Here is a 20,531-nt window from a genome sequence, read left to right on the forward strand (position 1 = left end):
GCTTCGCTGCGCGCGCTCGGGGGAACGCAATGGCATCCGGCTTTTGGTCGGGGAAACGGGTACTCGTCACCGGCATCAGCGGGTTCGTCGGTCCGTATCTGGCGCGCGAGCTGCTCGAGCAGGGAGCGGAGGTGCATGGGGTGCTGCGGCCCCGCGCCGACCGCTCGCTGTCCCGGGGGCTGCTGGACCGGGCCGTCGGCCGCTCGGTGCGGCTGCGGGAAGGCGCCCTGGAAGAGCTTGCGGGCCTCCTCCGGATCATGGACGAGGTCCGTCCCGACGCGGTGTTCCATCTCGGCGCGCAGTCGTTCGTCAAGATGTCGTTCGAGAGCCCCTTGGTATTCGCGCGCGACAATTCCATGGGGACGGCCAACCTGTTCGAGGCCGTGCGCCTCGGGGCGCCGCAGGCGACCGTCGTCTTCGCGGGCAGCAGCGAGCAGTACGGTCTCGTCTTTGTCACCGCCGAGCAGTACGCGGCGGCCCGCAAGAAGTACGGCGGCGTCTTTCCCGCGCCGGAGCGCCTGCCGGAGCTGCCGATCCGCGAGACCAATCCCATGCGGCCGATGTCTCCGTACGGTACCAGCAAGGTCTACGGCGACTACCTGCTGCGCAACTACGCGTGTTCGTTCGGCCTCCGCGGGATCGTGTCGCGCGCGTTCAACCACGAGGGCGCCGGGCGCGGCATCAACTTCGTGACGTCACAGATGGCCTACCAGGCCGTCCGGTTCGCCCTCGGCGAGGCGGACCGCATTCAACTCGGCGATGTGAACAGTTTCCGCGACTGGTCCCACGTGCGGGACATCGTGCGCGGCTACATCCTGCTGGCCGAGCACGGAGAGCCGGGCGAGGTGTACAATCAGGGCTCGATGCGCACAAATTCGGTGTTGTCCTACATGCTCATCGCGCTCGAGGAGGTCGGGTGGTCTGTGCGCGCGCTGCGCACGCTGCGCGGAACGAAGTCCGTGGACCGGCCCGCCGAGATCAGACGCCTCGGCCTCTGGGGGGTGGAGTTCGACGCGACCCGCGTGGACGAATTGATGCTGACCGAGGGGTTGAGTTTCGACCTCGAAGACGGAGGTCTGCTGATCGCCACGAGCCGCGGCGACGTCCGCGTCGTCTTCGATCCGCAGCGTTTCCGGCCGTCGGAGGTGCCGATCCTGCTGTGCGACGCCTCCCGCAGCCGGTCGCTCGGGTTTCAGAGCCGCGCGGGCCTGCGCGACATCGTCCGGGATCAGGTCGAGTACTACCAGGACGCGCAGCACCGCACGGGTTACGCGCTGCCCTGACCGCATGCTCGTCAGCATCATCGTCCCGACGTTCAACGAGGCCGGCGATATTCGCCGGACGCTCGACGCCCTGGTCGCACAGACGTACCCGGCGACGGAGATTATCGTCGTCGATGACTCGACCGACGACACCCCGCGCATCGTCGGCGAGTACGCGGCCCGGGGCGTACGCCTCCTGCGCCCGGCCCGCCGCCGCGGGCGCTGCGAGGCGCGCAACCTCGGCATCCAGGAAGCCCGCGGCGAGGTGATCGTGATCCTGAACGCCGACGTCTTTCCCGGGCCGGATTTCGTGGAACGGATCGCCGCCCACTACCGGCTCGGCGCGGACTACGTGCTGGTCGAGTCCCGCGTCGCCAACACCGCGGCGCTCATTCCGCGCTACCTCGAGGCGCTGCACCGCCGGACCTACGCGGGCGCGGACTGGATCGAGTGGACCGAAGGGTTCTCCTGCCGCCGCTCCGCGGCGCTCGAGGCGGGCCTGTTCCCCGAGACCCCGCTGCCGATGCTGGCCGGCGAAGACGGGTACTTCGGCACGCGCATGGCCGCGCGATTCCGCAAGGTGATCGACCGGTCGATCGTCGTCCCGCACGTGGCGCCGGAAACCGTCCGGGAGTTCTGGCATCAGCAGGCCGGCCGCGGCCGGGCCAATGGCCGGTACTATTTCTTCCTCGAGCACAACGCGCTGCCGCGGCTCGTCGCGCGCGCGCTCATCAAGACCGTCCGGTCGGGGCTGGCCGTGGGCCTCGTCGTGCCGACCGTGGCGTCCTGCCTGCGCCTCCGGCGGCACACGCCGCGCGGCCTGCGGGACCTTCCCGGATTTTGCGCCGTCTTCGCGCTCACGGAGGCCGCGCACACCTACGGCGAATGGCAGGGCGTGCGGGACATCGTCCGGTACCGCCGCCACGCCCCCGCTCCAGAGCGTCTCACCACCCAGTGAGTTCGAACGGCCTTCGCCGGGCGCTCCTGGGGGCCACCTGGTTGAGCGTCGGCGGCTACCTGACGTATGTCCTGAACTTCGCCGCCAACCTGGTGCTGGCGCGCCTCCTGTTTCCGCGGGATTTCGGCGCGTTCGCGCTCGCCGTCTCGTCCGTCGAACTGCTCTCGATCCTGGCGGGCTTCAGCTTCTCGCAGGGCATCATCCAGATGGGCGCCGAGGACGACATCGTCGACACCGCGTTCATGCTGACGCTGTGGACGTCGGGGGCGTTGTTCGTGATCGGGGGCGTCGCGTTCCTGACGATCCGCGTCTTCTACCACGCCAATTTTGCGGTCCTGTTCTTCTCGCTCTTCGTCCTGCGGATCGTGTCGCTCTTCACGTACGTGTACTCCGCGCAGCTCGAGCGGGAGCTGCACTATTCCGCGCTCTCGCAGATCCGCGTGGTCGCGGCCGTGCTCGGCGCCGGCGCGGCACTCTTCATGGCCGCGCGGGGCGCCGGCGTGTGGAGCCTCTTCGATCGGGAGCTGGTCACCACCATCGTCACCTTCGCCGGACTGATCGTCGCCACGCGCTGGGTGCCGCGCTTCCGGTACAATCGGGAGACCGCGCGGGCGCTCTGGATCTTCGGCTACCAGATCTTCCTGGCGCGGACGCTGGAGTCGGTCTGGTACCGGAGCGGCAGCTTCCTGCTCGGCGTGTTCGGCGGAGTGCTGTCGCTCGGCTTCTACGACCGTGCCCGCTACCTGGCGGAGCTCGGGCAGTACGCGGTGTCCTTCGGCGCCGTGCAGGTGGCCTTTCCGGTGTACGCGCGCCTGCAGTCGAACCGGGACCAGCTCTCGGAGGCCTACCGGCTCACGCATTACTTTCTTATCCGGCTCATGTACCCGATGTTGCTCTGCGTCGCCCTGTTTCCGCGCGAGATCCTCAGCGTGCTCTACGGCACGCGGTGGCTCGACGCGGCGCCGGTGCTGGGCTGGCTCGCCGTGTACGCGTTCCTGTTCCCCATCATCGACAACATCAAGGTCCTCCTCACCGGGATCGGCAGGCTCAAGGAGGCGGTCTGGGTGCGGGTGTGGCAGGCCGCCGTCACCATCGTGGTGTCGGCGGCGGCCATTCCCTTCTGGGCGGCGAAGGGGGTGGCCGCCGCGGCGACCATCGGCGATCTGGCGGCGCTCATCGCCGGCTACGTATTCTTGCGGACCGCGGTGCGTGATCTCGCGCTCGGATCCTACGTACGTCCCACGATCGCCGGCGCGACGGCGGCCGTGGCGATCGAGGCGGCCAGGCGCTTCCACCTGCTCGGCTCCACCGACCGGCTCGCGCAGATCGGATACATCGGCGGGGCCTGCATCCTGTACTGCATCGTGCTGTTCATGGTGGACGGCGAAGAGATGCAACGGAATCTCGGCATCATTCTGCGCGGGCTGCGCCGGCCGGACGTCGCCGTCGCATGAAGGTGACCGTCTCCGTCGGCGGCACCTTTCACGCCTTCGAGCTGGCCGGGCAGCTGGAGCACCGCGGATATCTCCACCGGCTCGTCACCACCCACCGGCCGCTGCGCGGCGAGGGCGTGAGCCGCGAGCGGATCGTCGCGAACCCGCTGCCGGAGCTCTTCCTGCAGGTTCCGCGCCGGCTGCATCTGCCGGTGCGGGGCGACTACCTCAAGGCGCAGTCGTTCGACTGGTGGGCCCGCCGGCACGTCGACGGGTGCGATCTCTTGGTGGGGTTCGCGGCGTTCAGCCTGCACACGATCCGCGCGGCGAAGGCGCACGACACCGTCACCGTCCTCGAGCGGGCCTCGGCCCACATCCTGAGCCAGCGGACCCTGCTGGAGGACGAGTACCGGCGGTTCGGCCGCACCGCGCCGCCGATGGACCCGCGGCTCGTGCAGAAACAGTTGTGGGAGTACGGGGAAGCGGACTACATCGCCGTGCCCAGCACGTTCGTTTACAACACGTTCCTCGAGCACGGCTTCCCCCCGCATCGCCTCATCAACGTCCCGCTCGGCGCCGACACCCTGCAGTTCTCTCCCGGTCCTCAAGACGGCGGGTCCTTTCGCGTGCTCGCGGCCGGGCTCAGCCTGCAGAAGGGCACGCCGTACGTCCTCGACGCTGTGCGGCGGCTCGCCCGGCCCGACGCCGAATTGACGTTTCTCGGCGGGATGGGGCCGGACGTGGCGGACGTGCTCGCGGAGTACCGGGGCCGCTACCGGTGGCCGGGCTTCGTCGGTCAGGCGAAGCTGGCCGGCCTGATGCGCCACGGGTCTGTGTTCGTGCAGGCGTCGATCCAGGACGGGTTCGGCCTCATGATCCCTCAGGCGATGGCCGCCGGTCTGCCCGTCATCTGCACCGACAACACGGCCGGGCCGGATCTCGTACGCGACGGCGTCGAGGGGTTCATCGTGCCGATACGCGATCCCGAGGCGCTGTGCGAACGGCTGCGGTATCTCGCGGACCATCCGGACGTGCGACGGCGGATGGGTGAAGCAGCCACGGCCCGGGCGCGGGAATTCACGTGGGACGCGTACGGTGACCGGATCAGCGCGGAATACGGGCGGCTCGTGGATCGCGCCCGGGGCGCGGCCGCGACGGAGAGCCGCCCCGACGAGTTCTACGACTACTTCTGGCACATCAGCGACGTGTGGGAGACCAACACGGGGTGGGGCGAGCCCGAGTTCCGGCGCCATTTCACCGGCGTGCTGCGGCCCGGCGACACCGTCCTCGACATCGGCTGCGGCGACGCGCGCGCCTACCAGGCCAGGCTCATCGAGGTCGCGCGCGAGGTCCACGGGATCGACATCTCCGAGCGCGCGGTGGCGCGCGCGCGCGCCAAGGGCGTCCTCGCCAAGGTGCACGATCTCAGCGAGAACCTCCCGTACGACGACGAGACGTTCGACCTTGTCGTCTGCTTCGAAGTGCTGGAGCATCTGTTCGATCCGAAGCACACGGTGCGGGAGATCCGCCGGATCCTGCGTCCCGGCGGCCGTCTCGTGGCGAGCGTACCGAACGCGGGCTATTTCCGGGACCGGCTGGCGGTGCTCACGCGCGGCGAGGTGCTCGCGGGGGTCACGGACTTCGCGAATCCGTGGAAGGCTCCGCACATTCGATTCTTTACGAAGGGCAGCTTCACAGCACTCCTACGGGCGGCCGGGCTCGAGGTCGAATGGGTCCGCAGCAAGGCCGACCCGTCGGTGTTCGACGGCCTCGAGGTGTTCGGCGGCGTCGGACGGTTCCTCGCGCGCCAATTGCAGCGCCGCCTGCCGGCGGCACTGCGGGGCGCCTTCCTCGGCAATCGGTGGCCGGCCGTCTTCGCGCCCGGCCTGATCGTGCTGGCGCGCCGTCCCGGTCCCGGCCGGTAGGCGTCGTGCCGCCCGCCGTGGAACCGTCGCCCGTGGTCGAGCGCAGGAAAAACCCCCATCTCGATCTGCTGCGGGGCCTGCTCGCGCTGGCGGTGTTCCTCGGGCACGCCCGCGGGCTGTTTCTCGTCGACGATCGGAACGTCGCGCATGCCTCCGCCGTCACCAAAGGCCTGTACTTTTTCACCGGCTTCGGGACGCAGGCCGTTCTCGGGTTCTTTGTGCTGAGCGGATTGCTGATCTCGTCGAGCATCTTCGAAGCGTACGACGGGAACCGCTGGTCCTGGTCCCGGTACCTCGTGAACCGGCTCGCGCGCCTCCTCGTGGTCCTGGCGCCGGCGCTCGTGCTGACGGCGATGTGGGATCAGATGGGCATGGCGCTGTTCGGCGTGGCACGCGTGTACGGCGGCAACCCGAGCGCGGGCAACGTCGTCGAGTTCGCCGTCGCCCAGCGGTCGTCCGCGCTCGCGTTCTTCGGCAACGTGCTGTTCCTCCAGCAGATCGCGGTGCCGCCCTTCGGCTCCAACTCCGCGCTGTGGAGCCTCGGCTATGAGTTCTGGTACTACATCGCGTTTCCACTCGGATGGTTCGCGCTGCTCGGGGCGCAGAAGGTGCCGGTGCGTATCGGCCTGCTGGCGCTCGGCACGGCCGTCGTCGTCATGCTGGGGCCGAGCGGCGATCTTGGCCTCGTGCTGTGGCTGATGGGCGCCGCCGCGACGTTTGTTATCCGCCGGCCCTCGCTCTCACAGCGGGCCGGACGCCTTCTGCCGCTGTGGCTCACACTGCCGCTGTTCGGCGCCGCGCTGACCGTGCTTCGGTTACACGGCCTCCGGTCCGACTCGCTGGCTGAGCTCGTCGCCGGCGTCACGTGCGCGCTCTTTGTGTTTACGCTCGTCAACCGCGCCGCGGTGTCTTCGTTCGGGCGGGCCTACGAGTCCGGCTCGAAGTTCCTCGCCGAGATGTCCTATACGCTGTACGCCGTCCACCTGCCGCTCCTGGTGTTCCTCCAGGCCTGGCTGGTGGGCTCCGCCCGCTGGCAGCCCGATCCCGCGCATCTCCTCCGCCTGGCGGGCATCGTGCTCGTCGTCTTCGCCTACGCGTTCGTGATCTCGCGGGTGACGGAGGCGCGGACCGACGACGTGCGGCGATTCATCCTCCGCAGCTCACGGCCCGCTTCAGTCACAGCCTAAGCCCGTACCTAATGGTGCGCGATGTCAGCCACTTGTCTATTTAGGTCCGTCTGAGCATCCTCGCAATGCCGCCAGCGGATCTTCTCATTTGCGTGAGAGGTTCACCACTGTTGAACGAGGAAATCTCCACGCGTCGAGTTTCCATTTTCAATATACGTTCCGGAGGATAGCACGAGAATAAACGCCAAGGGGCCATGGGGAGGCGAGCTCTATGAGCGAGCGGATACGCTCACTCGTGAGGTGGAGCATCGCGGTTCTCGTCGGGTGTCTCTGCAGCGCGTTGACGGCGCAGGCACAATCGCCGAACACAGTCAGCGCACCCCTCCTTCCTGCAGCAGACAACGTAGTGACCGTTGGAAGTTCTCAACTCCGGTTCTCAGAAGGTCATTTCACCAGTTTGTACGTTGGGACTCCCGCTAACAATGCCGCCGTGCTGATCAACCGGGCGGTCATCGACCATTCGGGGCCAGGCGGGTACGCTCAGGAGGAGGTCTGGAACAATCTCCCAGGACTCGTAAGTGGGTCCACTTACTTCGAGGAGATGACGCTGGCGTTCCACAGGGACGACACCGCGCTCGGCAAAACGTGGTTTTTCCTACGGACCACGCACGATAACCTTGGAGTCGGTGTGCAACGCGGCATTGCGATCCTGTCGAGGGGAGGCGAGACACCGACCGCGACATTCGACGTGGATGGCAGTTTCAACGTGGGCATCCAGCATGACGGGTCCGCGAAAGCGACAATTTACGCCGACGGAAGCGCCCAATTGGGGGCGATCTCGGTTGCGTCCTGCACGGGGTGTGGGACGCCTGCCGGCAACAGCGCGGCGACAGGTCCGCGTCCGTTCGCAGCCATGGTTCTCAATTCCGCACCGTTTCAGGGCAGCAGCCATTTGATGTGGACAGGGCCGAATGGAGTCTGGAGCAGCGGGGAAACCAGCACAGGGGCGATCATCGGGCAAACCGGAGTCCTCGTAGGGTTGTATCTGCATCTCCTTACCGCACCCGGTGAGCGGCAGTGGGTGACTTTCACGGTGATGCACAACGGAACGCCCACCGCCCTATCCGTGGTCATCGGGGACACGGTTACTGACAGGAACGACACCGCGCATACGGTTTCGGTTAACGCGGGGGATCGGATTAGTTTGCAATTGTCCTCGTCACCTGGGGCGCCAGTCAATTCCGTACTCGCGACGGTCATGGAGCGGTAGTCGACGCGCGGTCGGAACTACGGCGCCTTTTCCACTATCACCGGACCCGGTACTGGCAGACTCGGACTGATCCGGTCCGCCTGGCGGGGATTCAATAGCAGCGGCTCGAGCACGCGTGTGAGGCCGGCGGCGCCGGGGACGTCGTGTCCGTGTCCGGAGAGATCGGGAATGCGGCCGTCCGGGGTGACCGTATCGAACGACCACGCCCCCAGCAATCCGGCATCATCGGGCTTCGGCGCGATCGCCATGCGGCGCCGGAGCTCCTCCGGCGAAAGCGCATGGTCCCAGATTCGCACCTGCGCGATCGCGCCATCGAACCAATCGTCGAAGATCGCCCGGCATCCGATCGAGAGCGGCGCCCCGGCGCTCTTGATCGGACCCGTGTACGCGCCGCTCGGATTGGCGGTAAACTGCGTGCCCACCGGCACGCCGTTGATGTAGATGCGCGCGACGCGGCCGTCGGCGGTGGCGGCGACGTGCGTCCAGGTCCGCAGCGGCACGACGCCTTCGGGCCCCGTTGACGCGACGCCGGCGCTGCCCGTTACGGCGCTCCACTGCCCGGCGAGCGCGACCTCGAGCTTCCACGTCTCCGGCAACCGCTGTCCCTCGATTCGCAGCGTGTAGCCCGATTCGGCGTTCTTCGACAGAATGCGGGCCTCGTGTTCCTCGTTGGCGGGCGAGGTGTGGTGAAGATCGTTGATCCACACCCACGCTTCGAGGGTGAACTGCTGCGGATTCAGGCCGGCGGCGTCGGGGACGCGGGCGCATCGATCCTTGCTCGGCCTGAATGCCCACACGGAGCCCTGCAGCTCCTCGATGAGGCGCAGCGGCAGCGTCCGCGTGGATGTGACGTCGAACGGCGGCGTGGTATACGTCCGTTGGCTGGGATCGCTCACTGTGAACGCGCCGACCTCGCGATCGCCGGCGAGGACACGAATCCGATAGCGGGTCTCCACGAGCGGCGGAAGCCAGGCCGGGGGCGCCCACCCCGCGGTCACCGAGACGGCGTAGCGGCCGGGATGCACGTGAAGACCGGGGAGGTGGACCACGCCGGTGATCGTCCCCGGGGTGAGCGAGCGTGCGGGCTCGGCGATCATCTCGTCCGGCGCCACACGCCTCGGAAAGGCGGTATCGGTGTCCGCCGGCAGCGCGCCCCTCGCGTCGAGGACGGTGATCGCCGGGTCGATGACCGGAACGAGGTCGGCTGGGGAGTCGGGCGGCGCCGCCATCCTCGGATCCCCCGCAAACGCGGCGAGGCGAGGAAATCGCGGGAACGCGTCGCGGGCCCCGGGCTGCACGTAGTAGCCGACGTGCTGCTGGATCAGCCAGCTGGATGTCTCTTGCGCCCGCGCCGCCACCAGCACCTTGAACGGCGCACCCTCGAACGCGGGGAGAAACCAGTGCAGATCCTCGGCCACCGCGACGGTGCTGCCGTCCGGGACGTGCGTCCGCAGCCACGCCGTCGCGGTCACGCGGCTGTCGGGCCGAAGAAAGCGCCGCGCGAGACGCGCCGATTCCGACGCGGGACCGGCGAGGATGGCGGCGATGAGCACGGCCGTGAGGGCCGGCGCCGCCCGCGTCGTGCCCGCGTTCTGCTTCAGCCACGCGCCGGCGGTGGCGACCGCCCGCGCCGCGAGCAGCGCCGCAAACGGCAGAAGCGGCGCCATGTATTGGGGCGACATGTAGGCCTGCGTCGAGGTGATGGCAAGGATGGGGACCGCGAAGCTCAGCACCATCAGCTGCGCGCGGCGGTGATCGCGCCACCCGCCGAGCGCGCCGGCCCCGGCGAGCACCGTGGCCACGAGTCCCAGGCCGGCGTGCCGCGGGATGAACCAGATCCAGGTGATGCCGGTGGCGAGGTATCGCAGGTAGGGGACGAGGGTCGCGAACGGAGGGCCCATGCGGGCCAGGCGGACGGCCTGGATCTCGTGAATGACCGCGAGCGGCCGCACGGCGAGTTCCGGGAATCCGAGGAGAATGCCCGCCACGATGCCGCCGCCCAGTACGGCGATGTCTCTATCGACAAGACGCCGCCGTCCGGGGGCCAGGAGGTGGGCGGTTACGAGCGAGATGACGACCGGAAACGCCGGATACTTCGTCACAATGGCCAGCCCCGCCAGGATTCCGGCCGCCAGATAGTCGAACGGCGTGCCGCCGCGGAGGATATGCAGGCCCGCCCCAAATGCGACCAGCACCATGAACGTCATTGGTACGTCCGTGCGGATGACGCCCGCATAATACACGGCGCCCGGCGCGAGCGCGAGCACGGCGGCGGCCACGAAGCCGGTCGGGGCGTCGAAGGCGCGCCGGCCGATATGGTAGGTGAGGTACACGCAGCCCACCCCGAAGAGCACCGTGAGGAGACGGCCCCAGACGTAGAACGTCGGGACGCCGAGATACCAGTAGTACTGCGTTCCGTCGGGCGGCGTCAGCGCGATCGCCGCAGGCGACGCGAGCAGTCCGGCAGAGTGCAGCGCAGCGTAGTGGAACGCGAGCACTGGATATAGAAGGTAGAAATACACCGGTGGATAGACGTACATCCGCGGCGTCCAGTCGCCGCGCTGCAGCATCCCGACCACCGCGTTCATCACGGTGGGCTCGTCCCACTCGTAGATGTAGGGGATGCCATGAACAACGCCGGGCAGGCGAAGCAGCGCCGCCCCGGTGAGGACGGCGAGCAGGAGCAGGGCCCGTCCCCACCGGCCGGCCGCGGACATTCTCACCGCCGGCGCACGGCCGGCCATGTTAGGGCGTCGCCCGCCGGATGGCAACCGTTTCGATGAGATTCAGCTCACCGGCCGTCCAGGACGGCAGCGCCGGCGTCCCGCCTTCGATCGGGACCCGCTTGAGCTGCAGGGCGTTGCCAATGTTGTTCTTCGCAGGCGACAGGTCCAGGATCTGGTCCCCTGTGGTCGCCTGGAAGGTCCAACTGCCGACTAGGCCGGGGCTCTTGTCGGGAAGGCGCTGGATGTTCGCTTCGTCGTGGATCTCGTCGGGGCGCAGGACGCGATCCCACAGGCGGACGCCGGTGATCAAGCCGGTAAACGAGACCTGGTCGGAAGCCCGAGGATCCCGGCAGCCGATCGCCAGCGGCGCGCCCTCGCTTTGAATGGTCCCTTCGTAGTTGGGCGTCCGGCCGGTGTCCTGAATCGCCGGGCTGCCGTTGATATAGATCGCGGTCTTGTGGCCGTCGTACGTCGCCGCGAGATGGGTCCACTTCCGGAACGGCACAAACCCGGCGCGGCCGGCCCCCCACCGTCCCGCGACGCTCAGGTCCACCCAGATCTTGTTGTTGCTGTCACCCGACAGCCGCAGAGTGTAGCCGTTGTTATCGCGCTTGCTCAGGATGGGACCTTCCGACTCCAATCCCGCCATCGTATGCATGCCGGGCGGTTCATGCATGCTCTCGAGGTACAGCCAGGCTTCGGCGGTCAGTTGCTGAACGTTGAGCGACGGCGCATCCGATACGGTCGCGCAGGTCGGCGACGGTCGGAGGGCCCACCCTGCGTGGGTGTCCCGGCGCGGCGTGCGTAGCGTGACATGCAGCTGGACCGGCAGGGTCGCCGCCTGTTCGATGCGGAACGGCGGCGTCGTGAAATTCAGGGGCTCGAGCCCGCCGACGGTGTGACTCGCCACGATGAGCCGCCCGACCTGGATCTCGATATAGAGCTGATACGTCGGCGGCGCCCACAGCCAGGGCCACGCGCCGGCGACGCTGATCGTATAGGGGCCCGGCGTGAACCGCTGGTCGGGTAGGTGGATTGTCTGCCCGTACGCGCCCACGGCCTGTTTGGAGACTGGGTCGGGCACCATATCTCCCGCCTCCAGCTGCACGGGAAAGACTGCGTTGACCTCCTGCGGCTTTGGCCGGACGATGTAAATCTTCGGATCGATGACCGGATACGTATCCAGCGCCCAGGAGTCCGCCGTGTAGACGTACGGTGGCCGCGGAATCACGGCCAGCGGCGGCAGACGGTCGAGCGGGCTCCGGTCGCCGACCACGGCAACGGCGACGCGGTTCTTCAAGTACCAGGCGACGTCGGCGTCCCGCGGCGCGAACAGCGTGGTATAGGGCAGCCGGTCGAGCCCCGGGATGAACCATCGTAGGTCCTCTTCGAAGGCGATGCGCGAGCCCGGCGCCATGTGGCGGCGCAGCCAATCGACGGCGGCGGTCCGAGTGTCGGGGCGGAAGCCCAACGTCCATCCGAGGCGGATGCTGTCCCGCGCGGGCGCCGCGAGCAGCGTCACCACCGCGAGACCGGCGAACGCCGGAGCGAGGCGGACGTGTCCGGTCGGCCACCGGCTCAGTACCAGCCGCCACGCCCAGACGCAGGCGACCCCTGCCAAGAGCGCAATGACCGGCAGCGCCGCCATCATGTTGCGGAGCGTCGTCAACCGCTGTCCTGACATGAAGAGGATGTAGACCACCGGGAAACTGACCAAGTATACGTGCTCGCGCGGCGCGGACCGGTACCCGACGATCGCGCCGGTGAGCGCGGCAATCGCCGGCAGCAGGCCGATCGCAGCGTGCGGGACAACGAACCACTCGTCGCCCTGGCTGGGGCGGACGAAGTACGCGAGATATCTGGGTAGGATCGTCTTCATAAGATGGAGGCTCGGAATGCCGCCGTAGGCCAGGGCCTGGTCGCGAAACTGCTGTAGGACCATTTGGGATCGGATCAGGACGTATGGTGTGCCGAGCGCGAAACCGGCCAGCGCGCAGGCGCCCATCAGCACGAGCGGTGCCGTGATCAGGTGCTTCCGCTGGGTGTTGAGCAGATGGGCCAGGGCGAGCGGTAGTCCGACGACCACCGCGTTCGTCTTGGTCGAGATCGCGACGCCGGCCAGCAGGCCGGTCACCGCGTAGTCGCGGACTGTTCCGCGGCGCAGCACCGCGAGCCCGGTCAGCAGGGTGAGCGTGACGAAGAACGTCATCGGGATGTCCACGCGGACCGTATCCGAGTAGTACACGGCGCCGGGGGCGAACGCGAGAAACGCGGCGCCCAGTAAACCGGCCGGCGCGCCGTAGACCGCCCTGCCGAGGCGGTAGACCAAGTAGACGGTCGCGGTACCGACGAGCGACGTGAGCACGCGTCCCCACAAGTAGAACGATGGAACGCTGATGTACCACCAATACGCGCTGCCTGAGGCCTGAGGGTGAAAGAGGTTGATGTCCCACGGCGTGGCGAGCGCGCCGCGCGCGTGCAGATAGAAATAGTGCAGGTACATCACCGGCAGCAGCATGTAATAGTACACGCTCGGGTAAACAAACGCGTTGGGGTACAGATCCCCGCGCTGCATCATCCCGATGACGTAGCTGAGGACCGTGGGCTCGTCCCACTCGTGCATGTACGGGAGACCCCGGCCTACGCCCAGCAGCCTGACCGCCAGCGCGGCAGTAAGGACCAGCCCGAGCAGACTCGTCTCGCGTGACGCGACGGCTTCGCGGAGCTTTTGTCCGATCATCGTTCCCCCCGGGCGGATACTTCGGGCCGTCAGGTTCTCTTTACGGCCCGCGCCGACCTGCTGCCGCCACAGAGGAACGAGCGCGCGCTCCGCGCGAACTTACGGCACATGCCGCGACTGAGGGCCGAGGGGCCGCGTCGGCGTTATCCGCATCAGATCGGCGTCGGAACGGTGCTGATCTCCCCGCTCCAAAAACGCTACGTCGCCGACGTGCTGCGCACCGCCCGCCTCTCCTACGGGCCCTACTCGGCGGCGCTCGAGCGCAAGTTTGCCGAGGCACACGCACGGCGGTTCGCCGTGTTCTGCAACAGCGGCACGAGCGCGCTGCAGGTCGCCGTTGACGCGCTCCGCAATACCTACCGCTGGAAGCCCGGCGACGAGGTGCTCGTCCCGGCGGCTACGTTTATCGCCACGTCGAATGTGGTGCTGATGGCCGGGCTCAAGCCGGTGTTCGTCGACATCGACCCATGCTACTACGAGATCGATCCCGCCCAGATCGAGCGCCACATCACCCGCCGGACCCGAGCAATCATGCCGGTGCACCTTTTCGGCCAGCCGTGCGACATGCGGCCGATTCTCGAGATCGCAAGGCGCCGGCGGCTGCACGTGCTCGAGGATTCCTGCGAGGCGATGTTCGTGAAGTACCGTGGCGCCCCCGTCGGCTCGTGGGGCGAGATCGCATGCTTCTCCACCTATGCCGCGCACCTCCTCACAACCGGCGTGGGCGGACTGGCCTGCACGAACGACAAAGACCTCGCCGTGCTCCTGAAGAGTCTCTGCAACCACGGACGGGACGGCATTTACACGTCGATCGACGACGACAAACGGCTGCGCGGCGCGGCGATGCTCCGGGTGGTCGAACGGCGCTTCTCGTTCGTTCGCCAAGGCTACAGCTACCGTGCGACCGAACTGGAGGCCGCGCTCGGCCTCGCGCAGCTCAAGACTTGGCGGGAAACGATCGCCGAGCGCCGGCGGAACGCCGCGTATCTCACGAACGGCCTCCGCGATCTCGAGGATCGGGTGCAGCTGCCGGCGATCCGGCCGCACACCGAGCATGCGTTCATGATGTATCCGATCGTTCTGCGTCCCGGCGCCGGCAGCAAGCGCGACCTGGTGTTCTTCCTCGAGGACCGGAACGTCGAGACGCGGGATGCCTTCCCATTGCTGTCGCAGCCGTTCTACCGGCGCCTCTTCGGCCCTCTCGCGGCCCGCTATCCCGTGGCGCAGTGGGTGACGCAGAACGGTTTCTACGTCGGATGCCATCCGGGACTCACGCGGCGGGAGCTCGACTTCATCATCGAGCAGATGCACGCGTTCTTCAGACGATGAGCGCGCCTCCGGCCGGCCTCAGGGTGTCGCTCGCCATCCTGACGCTCAACGAAATCGATGCGGTCCGCGGCATGTTCGCCCGCATTCCGCTCGCCGCGGTGGACGAGGCATTCGTAGTGGACGGCGGGTCCACGGACGGCACACGCGCGTTCTTCGAGGCGCGCGGCCTGCCCGTGATCGTGCAGGAGGTCCGCGGGCGGGGGGAGGCGTTCCGCCTGGCCGTCCGTCGGGCGCGGGGCGATCTCATCGTGTTCTTCAGCCCGGACGGGAACGAAGACCCGGCGGACATCCCGAAATTCCGCGAGTACTGTGAGCGCGGCTGCGATCTGATTATCGCCTCCCGGATGATGCGCGGCGCACGCAACGAGGAGAGCGATCAGGTCATCAAGCCGCGGAAGTGGGCGAACCAGGGGTATACGCTGATCGCCAATCTGCTGTGGAACACCCGTGCCTGCCTGACGGGCCGCGGCTATGTGACGGACAGCATCAACGGCTACCGGGCGATCCGCCGGGAGGCATTCGACGTGCTCGGTTTGGACGTGAAGGACTTTACCATCGAGTATCAGATGACGATCCGGGCGCTCAGACGCGGCCTTCGCATTGTCGAATTCCCGACGCGCGAGGGGCCGCGCATCGGAGGCGTGAGTAAAGTCGGATCGGTGGACGCCGGCCGGCGTTTCACGCGGACACTCGCGCGCGAATTGCTGGCGGGAATGTCGCCCGGGCCGCGGGAACCCGCGGGCGCGCCGGTGCCGGCCTCAACACCGCCGCCGCCCGCACCCGCCGCGCTCGCCGCCTCCTCGTTAGGGGGGCACGCGGCGGCATCTCCGCGCCGGAAGACCGCCCTCATCACCGGGATCACCGGACAGGACGGATCGTATCTCGCGGAGCTCCTGCTCGCGAAGGGGTACGATGTCCACGGAACGATCCGCCGGACCAGTTCGTCCGCCGTCGGGCGCCTCGCCGCGCTGCTGGACGGCCCCGGCGGTCCGCGGATCCATCTTCACCACGCGGACCTCGCCGACGCGGGGCGTGTCGTCGAGGTGATTCGCGCCGTCCGGCCGGACGAGCTGTACCATCTCGCGGCGCAGAGTGAGGCCGGACTCAGCTTCGAGATTCCAGAATACACGGCGGACATCACCGCGCTGGGGATGCTGCGAGTGCTCGACGCGCTGCGGGCCGCCGGATGCGCCACCCGCGTCTTTCACGCCGCCAGCTCGGAGATGTTCGGGGCGGCGGCATCCTCTCCGCAGAACGAGAGCACGCCGTTTCATCCGCGGACGCCGTACGCGGTCTCGAAGGCGTTTGCGTACTGGACCGCGGTCAACTATCGTGAGGCGTACGGGATGTTCGTCTGCAACGGGATCCTCTACAACCACGAGTCGCCGCGGCGCGGCGAGAACTTCTTCACCCGCAAGGTCACCCGCGCCGTGGCTCGGATCAAGGCCGGATTGCAGAAAGGCCTGACGCTCGGGGACCTGTCGGCGCAGCGGGACTGGGGGTACGCACCCGAGTACGTCGACGCGGCGTGGCGCATGCTGCAGCAGCCGGAGCCGGATGACTATGTCATCGCCACGGGTGAGACGCACAGCGTCGAGCAATTCGTCGACGCGGCGTTCGCCGAAGCGGGTTTGGCATGGCGCGATCATGTCGAGACCGCGGCGCAGCACGTCCGGCCCGCGCAGGGAGAGAATCTTGTGGGCGATGCGTCCAAAGCCCGGGACCGGCTCGGGTGGGTCGCGGCGACGAGGTTCCACGAGATAGTACGGCTCATGGTCGAAGCCGATTGCGCGCTGGTGGGCGTCGGGGCCGGCCGGCCCGCCGCACCGCCGCAAGAGCGGTACGCGAGAGGATGAGTTTCTGGATCGGTAAGCGCGTCCTCGTCACCGGCGGGGCGGGATTCATCGGCAGCCACCTCGTCGAGCGTCTCGTGGCGCTCGGCGCGGCGGTGACCGTGCCGCTGCGGTCGGCGGACGCGCGCCGTGACCATCTCGCCGGCGTGCTCGACCGGGTCGCGCTGCCCGTGGCCGATCTCGGCCGCTGGGAGGAGTGCGCCGCGGCCGTGGCCGGACACGACGTGGTGATGAACCTCGCGGCCCGCGTCGGCGGTATCCAGTACAACATCGACCATCCCGCATCGATTTTTCGCGAGAACATGACGATCTTCATGAACGTCATCGAGGCGGCCCGGATCGCCGGAGTGAAGCGTTTCCTGGTGGTCAGCTCCGCCTGCGTCTACCCGCGGGAGTGCTCCGTGCCGACGCCGGAGGAAGAGGGCTTCGCGGGGACGCCGGAGCCGACCAACGAGGGCTACGGCTGGTCCAAGCGCATGGAAGAATTCTTGGGCGCGGCGTACGCGCGTCAGTACGGACTGTCGGTCGCGATCGCGCGCCCGTACAACGCGTACGGACCGCGCGACAACTTCAACCCGGACTCATCGCACGTGATCCCCGCGCTGATCCGCCGGATCTTTGCGGGTGAAAACCCGCTGCGGGTGTGGGGGACCGGCGAGCAGACGCGGACGTTTCTCTACGTCACGGATTTCGTGGAAGGACTGATCGCGGCCGCGGAGCGCTATCCGGAGGCGGATGCGGTCAACATCGGGTCGACCGAAGAGGTCACGATCCGGGACCTCGCGCACCTCATCGTCGAGCTGTCGGGCCGGCGCGTCGCCGTGGAGTTCGACGTCTCGCGTCCCGGCGGGCAGCCGCGGCGGACGTGCGACACCGCCAAAGCGGAGCGCGTCCTCGGATTTCACGCCGCGGTGCCGCTCCGCGAGGGCCTGCGGCGCACGATCGAATGGTACGCGACGCAGGTGTCGCGTCACTCCCCGCAGGTACGTTGACACTATTCCCGAGGCGTCCCGCATTGGGCCGCAGACGCTGCTGATGACCCAAAATAAGCGCCGGTAGAATGGAGGCGGGCGATGCGTTGGAGGCACGTCCCGTGGTACGTGTGGGTGGCATCAGGAGCGTTGGTGACATTGGCTGGAATCGACGTATCTTCCCGGATCACGGAGCGCCTATCCCCCGCGATCCAGCGCATTCCCGAGTTTGGCGGCGCCGCCTCAGGGTCGGTGCAAGCGGCCATTAATGCGGCTGCGTTCACAGCCACTAGTTATTTCGCCAAGAACCCCCAACTGGACCGGACGGGTCAAACGTTCGGGCAGGATGTCCCTGCGATCCAGCAGGCGCTGAACGACGCCGAAAACGCTCAGCGGGCGTTGGAGGACGTGGAAGCCACCCGCATAAAAGGAGACACTTCTCATATGCGAGAAGACGCGATCGAAAAGGCGGCTTTGGTCATCGAATTGGCAACGGGCATCCGCCCGCGCTGGGCACCCCCAGCCAGCATCGGCACGAATGCCTGTGAACGAATCCCTCACCCACGCTAGTTGTGCACAACAAGCCGGTCACGACATGTTGAGCGCGTCGGCGAGCAGAATCCTTGTTGTCACGCGCGTTACGGCGCTTGGCGCTGCCGCGATTCTGGCATCGGCATGTACCTCGGCCCGTCAAGGGGCGCAGCAGCCGCCCGCGCAGCAGCCGCCGTCGGTCATGCAGCCGGTTTCACCGACGGCGCCGCCGGCCGTCGCGCAGCAGCAGCGTACGCCGCCCTCGGTCATGCAATTGCCACCGCGGCCCGTCCGGAAACTGCCACCGCCGGTGCCGTGGAAGGCCCCGCCACCGGCCGTCCAGGCGAATCCCACCAAGGTCAAGCAGGCCGCACCCGTCGTGAACGCCGTGAAGCGCTATTACGTAGAGAACAACTGCTATCCGGACATGGCGCGCGGCGGCGCGGGAGTACCGCCTGGACTCAAATCCATCCTGGACAAGGCGTCGTGGCCGGCGGGGTTTGTCTATGAAACGCTCACGGCGGCAATGGGATGGCAGCTCGGAGCGGGCACGGTGTACTACGTGGACGTATACTATCCCGGCGATACGCCGATGTGGAACGGGCCCGGATCGGGCCGGATCTACATCGTGTATAACCAGGCGGTCGAGACCTGTTGAGCAGAGGCCCACTCCCGTAGGATGCACATTCTAGGCATCAACGCGCATCATGCCGGCGCTTCGGCCTGCCTGATCCGGGACGGCGAGCTCATCGCCGCCGCGGAGGAGGAGCGCTTCCGGCGCATCAAGTACTGGGCGGGATTCCCACGCCTCGCCATCGAGTACTGCCTCCGCGCGGGCGGGATCACCGCCTACGATCTCGACCACGTCGGGATCTCGCGCGATCCGAGCGCGAATCTGATGAAGAAGGTGCTGTTCACGCTCGCGCGCCGACCGAGCCTCGGACTGATCCGCGAGCGCCTGGCGAATCAGCTGCAGGTGCGCCGGCCCGACGCGGCGCTCAGCGAGACGCTCGGGCTGGATCCGCGGCGCCTACGGGCGCAGTTCCACAACGTCGAACATCACCGCGCCCACATGGCGAGCGCGTTTTTTGTCTCGCCGTTCCCCCGCGCCGCGGTATTGTCGGTCGACGGCATGGGCGATTTCGTCAGTACGATGTGGGGCACCGGAAACGACAACCGCCTCGACATTCTGGGCGAGATCAACTTTCCCCATTCGCTCGGCTACGTCTACACCGCCGTGTCGCAGTGGCTCGGGTTTCCGCAGTACGGCGACGAGGGGAAAGTCATGGGCCTCGCGCCATACGGCCGGCCGGTGTTCATGGACGAATTCCGGCGGATGCTGCGGGTGCAGGCCGACGGCACGTTCGAGCTCGACCTGGATTTCTTCGTCCACCATGCCGCGGGCGCGTCGATGACCTTCGACGAAGGCTCGCCGGCGATCGGCACGATGTACTCGCCGAAGATGGTCGAGACGTTCGGCCCGCCGCGCGAGCCCGGCGCGGAGATCACGCGAAGACACCAGGACATCGCCGCGTCGCTGCAGGCGATGCTCGAAGAGGCCGAGTTCGCGCTGGTCCGGCGTCTCCAGCGGGAGACCGGTGCGGCGGCGCTGTGCATGGCCGGGGGGGTCGCCCTCAACAGCGCCTTCAACGGGAAGATCCTGCCGAACACGGAGTTCCGCGACATCTTCATCCAACCGGCGGCCGGCGACGCGGGGACGGCCCTCGGCGTGTGCTACTACATCTACCATCATGTGCTGGGCCGGCCGCGATCGTACGTCATGACCCACGCCTACACCGGACCCGAGTACGCCAACCGGGAGATCGCGGAGATCCTGGCGTCGTACCAGGCGGCCGTCGAGTCCCTCGACGAGGACGAGCTCGTCCGCCGCGCGGCGCGGCTGGTGGCCGAGGGCAATGTGGTCGGCTGGTTTCAGGGGCGGATGGAGTGGGGCCCCCGCGCCCTCGGCAACCGCAGCATCGTCGCCGATCCCCGGCGCGCGGACATGAAGGACGTGCTGAACGCCCGCATCAAGCGCCGGGAACCGTTCCGGCCGTTCGCGCCGTCGGTGCTGCTGGACGCGGTGGGCGAATATTTTGACCAGACCTATCCGGACCCGTTCATGCTGAAAGTGTATAATGTGTTGCCGGCGCGGCGGGGGGATATCCCGGCGGTGACCCACGTCGACGGGACCGGCCGGCTGCAAACCGTGGACCGGCCGGCCAACCCGCTGTACTGGCGGCTCATCAAGGAGTTCGGCGAGCAGACCGGGGTGCCGGTCGTGTTGAACACGTCCTTCAACGAGAACGAGCCGATCGTGTGCACCCCCCGAGAGGCGATCGAGTGTTTTCTACGCACGCGCATGGACGCGCTCGTCCTCGGGAACCATCTCGTCCGTAAGTAACC

Annotated in this window: 14 protein-coding genes and 1 pseudogene; 13 read left to right on the forward strand and 2 right to left on the reverse strand. The window is 67.7% G+C overall.

Going from position 1 to position 20,531, the window contains the following annotated elements; translation table 11 throughout:
* Positions 1-29: 29 nt before the first annotated feature.
* From VKT83_03250 to VKT83_03275, 6 genes are all read left to right on the forward strand, one after another.
* On the forward strand, positions 30-1,283 hold the full coding sequence (locus VKT83_03250; GenBank protein ID HLY21465.1) for a GDP-mannose 4,6-dehydratase: 1,254 nt from the start codon (positions 30-32) through the stop codon (positions 1,281-1,283).
* Between the two features lie 4 nt (positions 1,284-1,287).
* Positions 1,288-2,220: a glycosyltransferase gene (locus VKT83_03255; GenBank protein ID HLY21466.1), complete on the forward strand. Its 933-nt coding sequence runs from the start codon at positions 1,288-1,290 to the stop codon at positions 2,218-2,220.
* 41 nt (positions 2,221-2,261) lie between these two features.
* On the forward strand, positions 2,262-3,674 hold the full coding sequence (locus VKT83_03260) for an oligosaccharide flippase family protein (GenBank protein HLY21467.1): 1,413 nt from the start codon (positions 2,262-2,264) through the stop codon (positions 3,672-3,674).
* Complete coding sequence (locus tag VKT83_03265) at positions 3,671-5,578, forward strand: methyltransferase domain-containing protein (GenBank protein ID HLY21468.1); 1,908 nt, start codon at positions 3,671-3,673, stop codon at positions 5,576-5,578. The genes VKT83_03260 and VKT83_03265 overlap by 4 nt, the downstream gene beginning before the upstream one ends.
* Before the next feature lie 5 nt (positions 5,579-5,583).
* Positions 5,584-6,765, forward strand: a complete 1,182-nt coding sequence (locus VKT83_03270; GenBank protein HLY21469.1) for an acyltransferase — start codon at positions 5,584-5,586, stop codon at positions 6,763-6,765.
* Positions 6,766-7,195: 430 nt separating this feature from the next.
* Positions 7,196-7,975 carry a hypothetical protein gene (locus VKT83_03275; GenBank protein HLY21470.1) on the forward strand — a complete coding sequence of 260 codons (780 nt, stop codon included), beginning with the start codon at positions 7,196-7,198 and terminating at the stop codon, positions 7,973-7,975.
* A 17-nt stretch (positions 7,976-7,992) separates the two neighbouring features.
* On the opposite strand, the gene VKT83_03280 is transcribed toward VKT83_03275, so the two are convergent.
* Both VKT83_03280 and VKT83_03285 read right to left on the reverse strand, forming a co-directional pair.
* Entirely contained in the window at positions 7,993-10,692 is a 2,700-nt protein-coding gene (locus VKT83_03280; GenBank protein HLY21471.1) for a LamG-like jellyroll fold domain-containing protein, read from the reverse strand.
* A 28-nt stretch (positions 10,693-10,720) separates the two neighbouring features.
* On the reverse strand, positions 10,721-13,441 hold the full coding sequence (locus VKT83_03285; GenBank protein HLY21472.1) for a LamG-like jellyroll fold domain-containing protein: 2,721 nt from the start codon (positions 13,439-13,441) through the stop codon (positions 10,721-10,723).
* 108 nt (positions 13,442-13,549) lie between these two features.
* Between VKT83_03285 and VKT83_03290 the strand changes: the two genes are divergently transcribed.
* The 7 genes and pseudogenes from VKT83_03290 (at position 13,550) to VKT83_03320 (ending at position 20,529) form a co-directional block, all read left to right on the forward strand.
* Positions 13,550-14,770, forward strand: coding sequence for a DegT/DnrJ/EryC1/StrS family aminotransferase (locus tag VKT83_03290; protein ID HLY21473.1), 1,221 nt, complete (start codon positions 13,550-13,552; stop codon positions 14,768-14,770).
* A pseudogene (locus VKT83_03295) lies at positions 14,767-15,285 on the forward strand (glycosyltransferase family 2 protein). Before VKT83_03290 ends, VKT83_03295 begins: the two are co-directional and overlap by 4 nt.
* A gap of 333 nt (positions 15,286-15,618) precedes the next feature.
* Positions 15,619-16,626, forward strand: a complete 1,008-nt coding sequence (locus VKT83_03300) for a GDP-mannose 4,6-dehydratase (protein ID HLY21474.1) — start codon at positions 15,619-15,621, stop codon at positions 16,624-16,626.
* Positions 16,623-17,615 (forward strand): NAD-dependent epimerase/dehydratase family protein, encoded by a 993-nt coding sequence (locus VKT83_03305; protein HLY21475.1) that lies wholly within the window; start codon positions 16,623-16,625, stop codon positions 17,613-17,615. The genes VKT83_03300 and VKT83_03305 overlap by 4 nt, the downstream gene beginning before the upstream one ends.
* 132 nt (positions 17,616-17,747) lie before the next feature.
* Complete coding sequence (locus VKT83_03310) at positions 17,748-18,164, forward strand: hypothetical protein (protein ID HLY21476.1); 417 nt, start codon at positions 17,748-17,750, stop codon at positions 18,162-18,164.
* Between the two features lie 271 nt (positions 18,165-18,435).
* Positions 18,436-18,783 (forward strand): hypothetical protein, encoded by a 348-nt coding sequence (locus VKT83_03315; GenBank protein ID HLY21477.1) that lies wholly within the window; start codon positions 18,436-18,438, stop codon positions 18,781-18,783.
* Positions 18,784-18,804: 21 nt separating this feature from the next.
* The gene (locus tag VKT83_03320) at positions 18,805-20,529 is read left to right on the forward strand and encodes a carbamoyltransferase C-terminal domain-containing protein (GenBank protein HLY21478.1); all 1,725 of its coding nucleotides are present in this window, start codon (positions 18,805-18,807) and stop codon (positions 20,527-20,529) included.
* The last annotated feature ends 2 nt before the right edge of the window (positions 20,530-20,531 follow it).

This window comes from bacterium (genome assembly GCA_035308905.1).
Classification (GTDB): Bacteria; Sysuimicrobiota; Sysuimicrobiia; order Sysuimicrobiales; family Segetimicrobiaceae; genus DASSJF01.

Excerpts from the sequence above, each read along its gene's own strand:
- VKT83_03320 (HLY21478.1), top strand. The coding sequence starts at position 18,805 with ATGCACATTCTAGGCATCAACGCGCATCATGCCGGCGCTTCGGCCTGC.
- VKT83_03280 (HLY21471.1), bottom strand. The coding sequence starts at position 10,692 with ATGTCCGCGGCCGGCCGGTGGGGACGGGCCCTGCTCCTGCTCGCCGTC.
- VKT83_03250 (HLY21465.1), top strand. The coding sequence starts at position 30 with ATGGCATCCGGCTTTTGGTCGGGGAAACGGGTACTCGTCACCGGCATC.
- VKT83_03285 (HLY21472.1), bottom strand. The coding sequence starts at position 13,441 with ATGATCGGACAAAAGCTCCGCGAAGCCGTCGCGTCACGCGAGACGAGT.
- VKT83_03305 (HLY21475.1), top strand. The coding sequence starts at position 16,623 with ATGAGTTTCTGGATCGGTAAGCGCGTCCTCGTCACCGGCGGGGCGGGA.
- VKT83_03265 (HLY21468.1), top strand. The coding sequence starts at position 3,671 with ATGAAGGTGACCGTCTCCGTCGGCGGCACCTTTCACGCCTTCGAGCTG.
- VKT83_03290 (HLY21473.1), top strand. The coding sequence starts at position 13,550 with ATGCCGCGACTGAGGGCCGAGGGGCCGCGTCGGCGTTATCCGCATCAG.
- VKT83_03255 (HLY21466.1), top strand. The coding sequence starts at position 1,288 with ATGCTCGTCAGCATCATCGTCCCGACGTTCAACGAGGCCGGCGATATT.